Genomic DNA, 10353 nt, shown 5'->3' with positions numbered 1-10353 from the left:
GTCTCCCACTTCGCGTATCTCAACTGGAGTGCCGGGCTTAATCCCGTAACGGTGGCGTATTTCTGCCGGAATAACAATTTGGCCTTTGCTTAAAACATTCATGGTAAGCATGTTTAACTCCAACTTGATAGTTTAACGATCTCCTATTAGTTTAACATAAGCCGAATCAACAAGGCACTAAAAATTCCGATAATTTAGCCACTTATACAAAAAGTAACCGGCAATCGCCAAAACCAACCACGTTGTTACCAACGGCCCAATAACGCCATCGTAACTGCTGACCAGATAGAGATAATCCGAACTGAGGTTGGTATTGAATAAGCTTTTGCTCAATTTAATCTGCCACACCCAACAGGCATGACAGCCTATACATAGACCTAAGCTGGCGTTCACCTGGGTCTTGAGTACACCTAAGAACACACCGACCGCAAACAAAGCAAAAAATGCCGACAGGATTTCAGGGTTTAGCAAATGGGCAAAGGCCTCTCCCAGCAATTTAAACCCACTGAATACGTTAAGTTCTTGTGTTGGTATTTGGGTTTTGCTGTCCAAAAAATGCAGGATGGCATAATAAAATGCGCTGATTAAAATCGCTGCCCTGACAGACATTTTCTTGTTTAACCCGGTGAGCAGTATTCCCCTGAAAACAGGTTCTTCAAACAATGAAATGAGCAGTGCGAGCAATAATTCAATGACCAGTTTTTTGCTTACCCAGGGCAGTGTCCAAGGCTGGGATTCATCAATAATATTAACGCCGAGCAGGTAAAGCACAATGAAAACAGGCAGTAAGGTAATAAAACCCAAACCAACTCCCTGTAATAGCTGCTTTATAAATACAGACCTGGCTGAAAAACCTAGGTCAAATTTGTTTAACCTTAGATAGTGCATTGCCGGGAAAATGCTCAGCACTAAAAATAATTGGGTGGATTTTCTGATGATGGTACGAAACGACAGGCCGTCATCCCATACTAACACCACAAAATAAGCTAGGAAGCAGGCAAGAAAAGTAGCGGATAGTAGTACTAACAATGGTATTAAAGCGTACAGACAACGCTTCATGCGCGAAAATCCCCCCATAACGTCTGCACGGCAGACAATGCGGCAATAGCTGCGGTTTCCGTCCTTAATATACGGCATCCCAATCGTACTGGGATAAATCCTGCGGCCTTGACAACGCTCCGTTCCTGGTCGCTAAAGCCGCCTTCAGGCCCGGCCAATAAGGTCACTTTCATGTCGTCAGGTTGTAGTTGCGCCAACGAACGCTCTGCATAAGGATCAAGAAACACTTTCAAACCATGTTGACTGCCTGCCCAGTTTTGTAAAGCCGCCATATCTGTCAATTCTGGTAAAACTGTCCTGCCACTTTGTTCCGCCGCATGTTGGATGATTTTTTGCCAATGTTGCAAGCGTTGCAGTTTTTTTTCCTTGAACTGCACAACACATCGTTCCGTCATTAGCGGTGTAATCTGGTTTGCGCCCAATTCCACGGCTTTTTGTACCGACAGATCCATACGATCACCACGCGAAACCCCTAAACCTAAAGTTACCTGCAAGGGCGATTCCACGCTACGTTCACACCAGGACTTGATCGTAATCAACACCGTTTTTCGGCTGGCTTGGCTCAACACACAGGCGTACTCTCCGCCGTTGCCATTAAACAGGATGATGGCATCGTCTTTTTTTAACCGCAACACCGTCCTCACATAATGACCGCTGTCATCATCCAGCTCGACCTGTCCGTTCAGCGCCAATGCCAAAGGCACATAGAGCCTGGGAATCCGCATATCAATCCTTTACCGCTAGCTGTATGCCTTGCCAGGCGATTTCAGCCATTAACCGCAACTCGTCCTCGTTAATGATATAAGGCGGCATGAAATAAATGACATTGCCCAGCGGACGCAATAGCACCCCTTTGGACAATGCGTATTGATAAACCCGTAAGCCGCGCCGTTCTTGCCAGGGATAAGGTTCGCGGGTGTGTTTATTTTTTGCCAATTCAATCGCCAATATCATGCCGATTTGCCGAACCTCGGCAACGTGCGGATGTTCATGGAATCGCGTTGCCGCCGTTGCCATCATTTTTGCTAACGATTGGTTTTTCGCAATGACGTTTTGCTGCTGAAAAATTTCCAGGGTTGCAAGTCCAGCCCTACACGCCAACGCATTACCCGTGTAACTGTGCGAATGTAAAAATGCAGTCTGCTTCTGGTAATCATCATAAAACGCCTGATAAATTTCATCGGTCGTCAACACCGCCGACAACGGCAAATAGCCCCCCGTCAATCCTTTCGACAAACACATAAAATCTGGACTAATGTTAGCCTGTTCGCAGGCAAATAGTGTTCCCGTACGCCCAAAACCGACGGCAATCTCATCAGCAATTAAATGTACCCTGTGTTTATCGCAAGCCTCGCGCAGTAATTTCAAGTACACGGGGTCATACATCCGCATATTGCCGGCACATTGCACTAAAGGCTCGATAATCACAGCGCAAACCGATTCAGCGTTATCCCGTAACGTATTCTCTAATAGAGCAAAACGGCGTAATGAATACTCCGCCCAGGACTCGCCTGGTTCGCGGTAATAGCAATCAGGCCCAGGTACGGTAATCACGTCCATCAACAACGGTGCGTAGGTTTCTTTGTACAACGGCACATTGCCGACGGCTAACGCACCCAAAGTTTCGCCATGATAGCTATTTTCCAGCGTGATGAATTTGGTTTTTTGCGTTTGACCTGATGTATGGCCTAGGTTACGCCAGTAATGGAAACTCATTTTGAGCGCGACTTCTACCGCCGCAGAACCATTGTCAGCATAAAAGCAACGATTCAGACCTTCAGGTGTGACTTCAACCAGTTTTTCCGCCAGTTTGATCGCAGGTTCGTGCGTGAAGCCAGCAAAAATGACATGTTCCAGCGTATCAAGCTGGTCTTTCAATGCCGTATTGATTGTGGGATTGGCATGTCCGAACAGATTGACCCACCAGGAACTGATCGCATCCAGATAGCGGTTGCCGTCAAAATCCTCCAGCCAAACACCTTGTCCTTTTTTAATCGGAATGATCGGAAAAGTTTCGTGGTCTTTCATTTGCGTGCAGGGATGCCACAAAACGGAAAAGTCGCGATTGGAAAGGGAATGGTTGGTCATGTGCAACAAACTAAAATGCAGGCGTACATTCATTAAATAAGGTAACCCCCCGGCTAGGCTGGGGAAGTTCTCAGAGGTTTGGCCTATTAGGCAGTCAGGCCGATTCTCAGGTGCTTGATCACTGATACGGAGAATCGAAAATGAGAGAATGTCAAAGTTTGAGCCATACGAAATGGAATTGCAAATATCTTATCATGGCTATGAACAACCCACAGGTTGCATAAAACCCGGTTGGTGCATGACGCACAGCTTCATCAAGCGGTTGGGGATTTGGTTTTCCCAAAAGCACTGGTTCAGCCGATAGCAAAACTCGCCCAGGTATTCTTGCACATGGTGGCCTGACACGCCGTGGTAGGTGCCGGGCAGGTGGCCCTTAAAGTTGCCGATGCCCGCATGGCCCAAGGCAACCATCCGTCGGCCAATTCAGGGGGTGTTGCTTTGGCGACGCGATGATGGCTTTCGGTGAACGCCTTGAGGGCGGCAAATGCGTCCGTATGCAGTGTTTGATGGAGTGCAATCGTTTAATGATAAGTTTGACCAGTATTCCATGAAGCCAGTAGCCAAGGGCTATCACTGGATCATGCCAGAGTTTGCCGATCAAGGCGTGTCAAATTTTTTCAGCAATATTAACGATATTGCAGTCACCATCAACGACTTGTTGCAGTTCAAGCTGGCGCAAACTGGCCTGGACGGTTCGCGTTTTTTGCTTAATTCCACAACTGGTTTAGGTGGTCTGTTTGATGTCGCATCGATTATAGACCTGCCCAAGCATCATGAAGATTTCGACCAAACATTAGGCGTTTGGGGAATTCCTACTGGCCCTTATCTGGTATTGCCCCTACTGGAGCCAAGCTCGCCCGGGGGCGTGACCGGCTTGATCGGTGATGCCGCTACGAATCCAGCCACGTACGTCGGTTTCGGCGCTTTCCCAGGTCAGTTGAAGCAGGAATCAGCAGTGGCATGTACGTGCTGAATGCAATTGACAAGCGCGCCGATAACCTCGCTAGTAGACCGTTATGAATTCATCAAGAATGCCTACTTCCAAAGGCAAAACTTCCTTGTTAACGACGGCAACCTGCCAGAAGGTGAGGGCGGCCCACTGGAAAACCCCGAAGATGGCAGTTTAGCGCCGCTTGATCCGCATCCGCGTTAAGATCAAGTTATCGAAGCGGGACGGGGCTTGAAACCCTGTCCAACGTGGTACGGACGTGTCGCACAACCCGAATTGATCCAAGGTAAAACCCTACAGATGGGGTAACATGCCCCGTCTGGCTATAGGTAATCCGACTAAGGCGGTGTAAATCGAAATGGCGGATTACGACGCGCGGAAAATTTACTTGCTTGGAGTTCGCAAGGTTTGCGCGTCTAATCCGCCCTACCGGTTTCGACGGCAACCTGGATTCTTTGATAGCCTCATTCATTACCCAAATATTTGTTTATTGTATCTGCCAACTCACAACTTCATTCGCCTTAATCGGCGTAATCGAAGCCCCATTGTCACCATAACTTGAAGGCACGTCCCAACTGATTTTTTTCAGGGTGATGGTGCCGGAGTTTCTGGGCAAGCGGTAGAAATCAGCGCCGTGAAAGCTGGCGAAGCCTTCTAGTTTATTTAACGCATTCACCGATTCAAACGCTTCCGCATAGAGTTCCAATGCGATTGGGGCACTGAAACAACCAGCGCATCCGCAGGACGATTCTTTCATGGAAGTTGTGTGCGGTGCGCTGTCTGTGCCTAAAAAGAATTTGGGATTACCGCTAGTTGCGGCTTTGACCAAGGCTAAACGGTGTTGTTCGCGCTTTAATACGGGTAAACAATAATAATGTGGACGGATGCCGCCGCCGAACAGGGCATTGCGGTTGTACAACAAATGCTGCGGGGTTATGGTTGCCGCTACGTAGCTGCTGGCATCTTTGACAAATTGCACCGCTTCGGATGTCGTGACATGCTCCAGGACTACACGCAAGGCAGGAAAACTTTTGGCGATATCTACCAAGTACCTGTCTATAAATACCCGTTCACGATCAAAAATATCGCATTGTTCATCGGTGACTTCACCATGAATCAGCAAGGGTATTTGATGTTTTTCCATCGCCGCAAACAGTGGATAGGCTGCTTTAATATCGGCAACGCCAGAATCAGAATGGGTAGTTGCACCCGCCGGATAGAGTTTAAACGCATGGATGTGTTCAGATTTTGCCGCTTTTTTTATCTCTGCTTCCGTGGTTGCAGCGGTAAGGTAAAGCGTCATTAGTGGCGTAAAGTCCAAACCCGTTGGCACCGCTTCCAGAATCTCATCCCGGTACAATAAGGCCTGATCAACTGTCGTAACTGGCGGTTTCAAATTGGGCATGATAATGGCTCGTGCGAATTGCTTGGCTGTATGCGGCAACACGGTTTTCAAAATCGCGCCAGTTCGGACGTGTACATGCCAGTCGTCGGGGCGGGTGATGGTTAATGTTTTCATTATTTAGGGGGATGTCTGTAAAATAGCTTCATTTTATAGCCAAGTGCCTTGAAAAAACTACTAAAGCCCCCCATTACGGTAGCTTTGATAGTTTTGAGTGAGCTTGTTGGAGCAATTATGCCAATTTACGAATATCGATGTCAGTCCTGCGGTCACGCATACGAAGCCTTACAAAAAATCAGTGAAGCTCCCCTAACGGAATGCCCGATTTGCAAAAAACCGGACTTGGCGAAAAAAATTTCCGCAAGCGGGTTCAGGTTGAAGGGTGTCGGATGGTATGAAACCGATTTCAAAAGCGGCAGCAAAAAGAATGTTGCTGGCGAAAAGGCAAGTCCTGCCAGTTCTAGCAGCAGTTCAACTAGTTCTGCCACTTCCAGCACCAGTGACTGAAAATCCTCATGAAGACAGGTATGTGCACACCCTTTTGCCCATTCCACAATAATACAATAATCCAGAGACTAATATGCGTACCCACATGTGCGGAGAACTTAATAAACAACAGCTAGGAGCAACCGTTACCATCTGCGGGTGGGTGCACAGACGGAGGGATCACGGTGGAGTAATTTTTATTGATCTTCGGGATCGTGCGGGTCTGGTGCAAGTTGTCGTCGATCCTGATGTGGCAGAAGCCTTCGCTACAGCAGAACATGTCCGTAGTGAATACGTACTGGCAATTACGGGTGTAGTCCGCGACCGGCCTCAAGGTACGGTTAACCCTAATATGGTCTCGGGAGAAATCGAAATACTGGCTAAGCACATTGAAGTGCTGAACGAGTCGGAAACCCCGCCATTCCCTGTGGAAAGCGAGATAGAGGTCAACGAAGAATTACGTTTGCGCTACCGTTACATTGATTTACGCCGCGTTGTCATGCAGGAAAAAATGAAAGTGCGCCGCGATGTGACGCGGGTGTTACGGAATTTTCTCGACGATCACGAGTTTTTTGAAATTGAAACACCTTATCTGACCAAAGCCACGCCCGAAGGTGCCCGGGATTACATCGTCCCTAGCCGTACCCATGAAAACGCATTTTTTGCCCTGCCGCAATCGCCGCAGCTTTACAAGCAAATGCTGATGATAGCGGGGATGGATCGCTATTATCAAGTCGTGCGTTGTTTCCGTGACGAAGATTTACGTGCTGACAGGCAACCGGAATTCACCCAGCTTGATATCGAAACCTCGTTCATGAATGAAGATGAAATCATGAACGTGATGGAAGAGATGATTCGCCATTTGTTTGCAAAAGTGATCGACGTGCAACTCGAAGCCAGGTTCCCGCGTATGAGCCATCAGGAAGCGGTGTTGCGTTATGGTATTGACCGTCCGGATTTGCGGAATCCGCTGGAACTGGTCGATATTGCCGATGATATGAAAAATGTTGACTTTAAGGTGTTCTCCGCCCCAGCCAATGACCCTAAAGGCCGTGTCGCAGCCATGCGCGTGCCAAAAGGCGGCGATTTGCTTAGCCGTAAGGATATTGAGGATTTGACAAAGTTTGTCAGTATCTACGGTGCGAAAGGTTTGGCTTACATCAAAGTCAATGATCGCGCCGCTGGTATTGACGGCTTGCAATCGCCCATCGTTAAATTTGCCCCTGTGGAAGTCTGGGCGAGTGTCTTGGCAAAAACAGGCGCACAAGACGGCGACTTGATCTTCTTTGGCGCGGATAAGGCGACTGTCGTTAATGAGGCTATGGGCGCATTACGGGTCAAGTTAGGCCACGACCTTAACCTGTTGCAAGGTGAGTGGAAACCCGTTTGGGTGGTTGATTTCCCCATGTTTGACTGGGACGAGAAAAGTGGCCGCTACAATGCCATACACCACCCATTCACCGCACCCAGTTGCTCAGTGGAAGAACTCGTCGCAAATCCTGGCACAGCCTTGTCACGCGCTTATGACCTCGTGTTAAACGGTACGGAAGTCGGCGGCGGTTCCATCCGTATCAACCGCCCCGCCATGCAATCGACCGTGTTTGAGATTTTAGGTATAGGCGAGGAAGAAGCCAGGGAAAAATTCGGTTTCTTGCTGGATGCCTTGAAATACGGCGCACCCCCACACGGTGGCCTGGCTTTTGGTCTTGACCGACTGGTTATGTTAATGACCGGATCAACCTCCATCCGCGATGTGATTGCTTTCCCCAAAACACAATCAGCGGCATGTCCTTTGGTCAGCGCACCTGCGGTGGTGACAGACGAACTGTTAAAGGAACTGGGAATTCGGTTGATTAAGCCAGCGGGTAAGGAAAAGTCATAACAAGTAGCCTCGACGGAGTTATTGGAATCGAGGGTTTTTGGCTTCGGTTGTCCTCGATTTAGTTACACTGCATCGAAGCTTGTTAAGGCCTTCATCCTTAAGAGAAAAGGGTGTTTCTGTATTTTTAGGCGGTTTTACCGCAACGGCACATCCCTGCGCGTTTGCCCGGTATAAAGCTGCCTGGGCCGTCCGATTTTTTGGTCGGGATCGGCAATCATTTCATCCCAGTGTGCAACCCATCCGATTGTCCGGCCCATCGCAAAGATGGCGGTGAACATTTTGCTGGGAATGCCTAATGCGTGCAGGACGATACCGGAATAAAAATCGACGTTGGGGTAGAGTTTTTTGGCGATGAAATATTCATCTTCCAACGCAATCCGCTCCAATTCCATTGCCAGCTTGAACATTTTGTCATCGTGCAGCTCCAGTTCGGAAAGCACTTCATGGCAAGTCTCGCGCATTAATTTGGCGCGGGGATCATGGTTTTTATAGACGCGATGACCGAATCCCATCAACCGGAAGGGGTCATTTTTGTCTTTTGCCTTGTCGATAAAATGGCCTATACGTGACACGTTATCAATTTCAGTCAACATATTCAGCACCGCTTCATTGGCGCCGCCATGCGCGGCTCCCCATAAACAGGCAATTCCGGCGGTAATACAGGCAAACGGGTTGGCACCGCTGGAACCCGCCAAGCGCACTGTGGAGGTCGATGCGTTTTGCTCGTGATCGGCATGAAGTATCAATATCCTGTCCAGCGCCCTGACCAAGACCGGATTGGGTTCGTACTCATCACAGGGCGTAGCATGCATCATGCGCATAAAGTTTTCGACATAACGTAACTTGTTTTTTGGATACATGAAGGGGGAGCCCGTGCTGTATTTGTGGCACATGGCAACGATGGTAGGCACTTTGGCAATGAGACGAATGGCACTGATTCTACGATCCTCTTCGGAACGAATATCCATGGCATCGTGATAGAAAGCAGACAGTGCGCCGACCACGCCCACCATAATCGCCATCGGGTGTGCATCGCGGCGGAAGCCCTTGAAAAAATTGCTGAGTTGGTCGTGCACCATGGTGTGCATGGTGACGTTATGTTCAAACTCATCCAGCTCGGTATCGCTGGGCAGTTCACCATGTAACAACAGGTAGCAGACTTCCAGGAAAGTGCATTGTTCCGCAAGCTGTTCGATGGGATAGCCGCGATATAGCAGTACGCCGGCCTCGCCGTCGATATAGGTGATTGAAGAGCGGCAACTGGCGGTGGAAGTAAATCCAGGATCGTAGGTAAATAGGCCTGTTTGTTTGTACAAGCTTTGTACATCCAGCACATTGGGGCCGGTCGCTCCCGATAGCACAGGTAACTCACATAAGGGCTTGTTGTTGTCATTCAATGTAAGGCTGCGGGGATCGGTCATGGATACGCTCTCAGTCTGGGATAAGTTTTTAGATTAACACAATGCCTGAAAAATATTAAACCCGAATGAAATTCGCCACGGCTTGTTTTGCCAGTTCCGTGACTTTTGCCCAGTTTTTTCGTTAATGACAGTTTGCGGCGCTAGCCAGTAACAGCCGACCCAAGCCACATTCGGCAACAGTAGATAAGCATTATAATTATCGGGAGTAATGCCGCCGGTGGGGCAAAAAGTGGCTTGCGGGAAAGGCCCTGCGATAGCTTTCAACATAGGGATGCCACCTGCGGCTTCTGCCGGGAAAAACTTGAAATGATCAAGTCCATAATCCATGCCCAGCATAAGTTCCGATAGCGCGGGCAATCGCGACCAAGTGCATGGTGTGATTGGTGGAGCCGCCCGTCGCCAATAGGCCAATGACGGCGTTGATGGCTTTCTCGGAAACCTTATGGGCGATAGGGCGGTAATCATTGCCCAATGCGGTAAATTTCAACACCTGTTTTGCTGCCGCTTTAGTCAGTTCATCGCGTAACGGCGTGTAGGGATTGATGAATGAGCTGCCGGGTAAGTGCAGGTCTATTATTTCCATCATCATCTGGTTGCTGTTGGCCGTGCCGTAAAAGATGCAAGTGCCGGGGCTATGGTAAGAGGCAGATTCCGCTGCCAGCAGTTCTTCCCGGCCAATTTTACCGATGGCATACGCTTGACGTGCGCGGGCTTTTTCTTTGTTGGTAATGCCGCTGGGCATAGGGCCTGCGGGCACAAACACGGCGGGTAAATGGCCGAAACTCAATGCGCCGATCAGCAATCCCGGTACGATCTTGTCACATATACCCAGATATAAGGCGCCATCGAACATGTTATGGCTCATGCCTATGGCAGTGGTCATGGCGATTAAATCGCGGCTGAACAGCGAAAGTTCCATGCCCGGTTGGCCTTGGGTGATGCCGTCGCACATGGCGGGTACGCCGCCGGCGACCTGGGCAACACCGCCTGCTTCCCTGATCGCGGCCTTGATTAAATCAGGCGCGTCTTTATAGGGTTGGTGAGCCGACAGCATGTCATTATAGGC

The 10353-nt window shown here is 49.1% G+C and carries 12 protein-coding genes and 1 pseudogene; 4 read left to right on the top strand and 9 right to left on the bottom strand.

The annotated features are described in order from the left end of the window. From ACLQ6D_RS07880 to ACLQ6D_RS07860, 5 genes are all read right to left on the bottom strand, one after another. The coding region (locus ACLQ6D_RS07880) for an AbrB/MazE/SpoVT family DNA-binding domain-containing protein (RefSeq protein WP_411726739.1) at positions 1-102 on the bottom strand (102 nt) is incomplete at its 3' end. Between the two features lie 75 nt (positions 103-177). Beyond that, on the bottom strand, positions 178-1029 hold the full coding sequence (locus ACLQ6D_RS07875) for a type II CAAX prenyl endopeptidase Rce1 family protein (RefSeq protein ID WP_411726738.1): 852 nt from the start codon (positions 1027-1029) through the stop codon (positions 178-180). A 26-nt stretch (positions 1030-1055) separates the two neighbouring features. Next, on the bottom strand, positions 1056-1784 hold the full coding sequence (locus ACLQ6D_RS07870; protein ID WP_411726737.1) for a 16S rRNA (uracil(1498)-N(3))-methyltransferase: 729 nt from the start codon (positions 1782-1784) through the stop codon (positions 1056-1058). 1 nt (position 1785) lies between these two features. Beyond that, positions 1786-3147 (bottom strand): adenosylmethionine--8-amino-7-oxononanoate transaminase, encoded by a 1362-nt coding sequence (locus ACLQ6D_RS07865; RefSeq protein WP_411726736.1) that lies wholly within the window; start codon positions 3145-3147, stop codon positions 1786-1788. A gap of 198 nt (positions 3148-3345) precedes the next feature. Further along, on the bottom strand, positions 3346-3558 hold the full coding sequence (locus ACLQ6D_RS07860) for a transposase (RefSeq protein WP_411726735.1): 213 nt from the start codon (positions 3556-3558) through the stop codon (positions 3346-3348). A gap of 73 nt (positions 3559-3631) precedes the next feature. Here ACLQ6D_RS07860 and ACLQ6D_RS07855 point away from each other — a divergent pair, with 73 nt between their 5' ends. Continuing rightward, positions 3632-4120 (top strand): VacJ family lipoprotein, encoded by a 489-nt coding sequence (locus tag ACLQ6D_RS07855; RefSeq protein ID WP_411726734.1) that lies wholly within the window; start codon positions 3632-3634, stop codon positions 4118-4120. After that, positions 4121-4300: a hypothetical protein gene (locus ACLQ6D_RS07850; protein WP_411726733.1), complete on the top strand. Its 180-nt coding sequence runs from the start codon at positions 4121-4123 to the stop codon at positions 4298-4300. Positions 4301-4583: 283 nt separating this feature from the next. Here ACLQ6D_RS07850 and pyrC read toward each other — a convergent pair whose 3' ends face one another. Next, complete coding sequence (pyrC, locus tag ACLQ6D_RS07845; RefSeq protein WP_411726732.1) at positions 4584-5615, bottom strand: dihydroorotase; 1032 nt, start codon at positions 5613-5615, stop codon at positions 4584-4586. 117 nt (positions 5616-5732) lie between these two features. On the opposite strand from pyrC, the gene ACLQ6D_RS07840 reads away from it, so the two are divergent. Then, entirely contained in the window at positions 5733-6005 is a 273-nt protein-coding gene (locus tag ACLQ6D_RS07840) for an FmdB family zinc ribbon protein (RefSeq protein WP_411726731.1), read from the top strand. 73 nt (positions 6006-6078) lie between these two features. Then, the gene (gene aspS, locus ACLQ6D_RS07835) at positions 6079-7866 is read left to right on the top strand and encodes an aspartate--tRNA ligase (protein WP_411726730.1); all 1788 of its coding nucleotides are present in this window, start codon (positions 6079-6081) and stop codon (positions 7864-7866) included. A gap of 134 nt (positions 7867-8000) precedes the next feature. Here the strand turns inward: aspS and gltA are convergent, their stop codons facing one another. The 3 genes and pseudogenes from gltA to ACLQ6D_RS07820 all read right to left on the bottom strand — a co-directional run. Further along, positions 8001-9287 carry a citrate synthase gene (gene gltA / locus ACLQ6D_RS07830; RefSeq protein ID WP_411726729.1) on the bottom strand — a complete coding sequence of 429 codons (1287 nt, stop codon included), beginning with the start codon at positions 9285-9287 and terminating at the stop codon, positions 8001-8003. Positions 9288-9320: 33 nt separating this feature from the next. Then, on the bottom strand, positions 9321-9614 hold the full coding sequence (locus tag ACLQ6D_RS07825; RefSeq protein ID WP_411726728.1) for a hypothetical protein: 294 nt from the start codon (positions 9612-9614) through the stop codon (positions 9321-9323). Positions 9615-9627: 13 nt separating this feature from the next. Then, positions 9628-10353, bottom strand: a pseudogene (locus ACLQ6D_RS07820) (dihydroxy-acid dehydratase); the annotation flags it as partial.

It is taken from the genome of Methyloglobulus sp. (assembly GCF_046714055.1).
Taxonomy (GTDB): domain Bacteria; phylum Pseudomonadota; class Gammaproteobacteria; order Methylococcales; family Methylomonadaceae; genus Methyloglobulus.
Note: the sequence above shows the minus strand (reverse complement) of the source record. Positions and strands in the feature narration are given on the sequence as shown.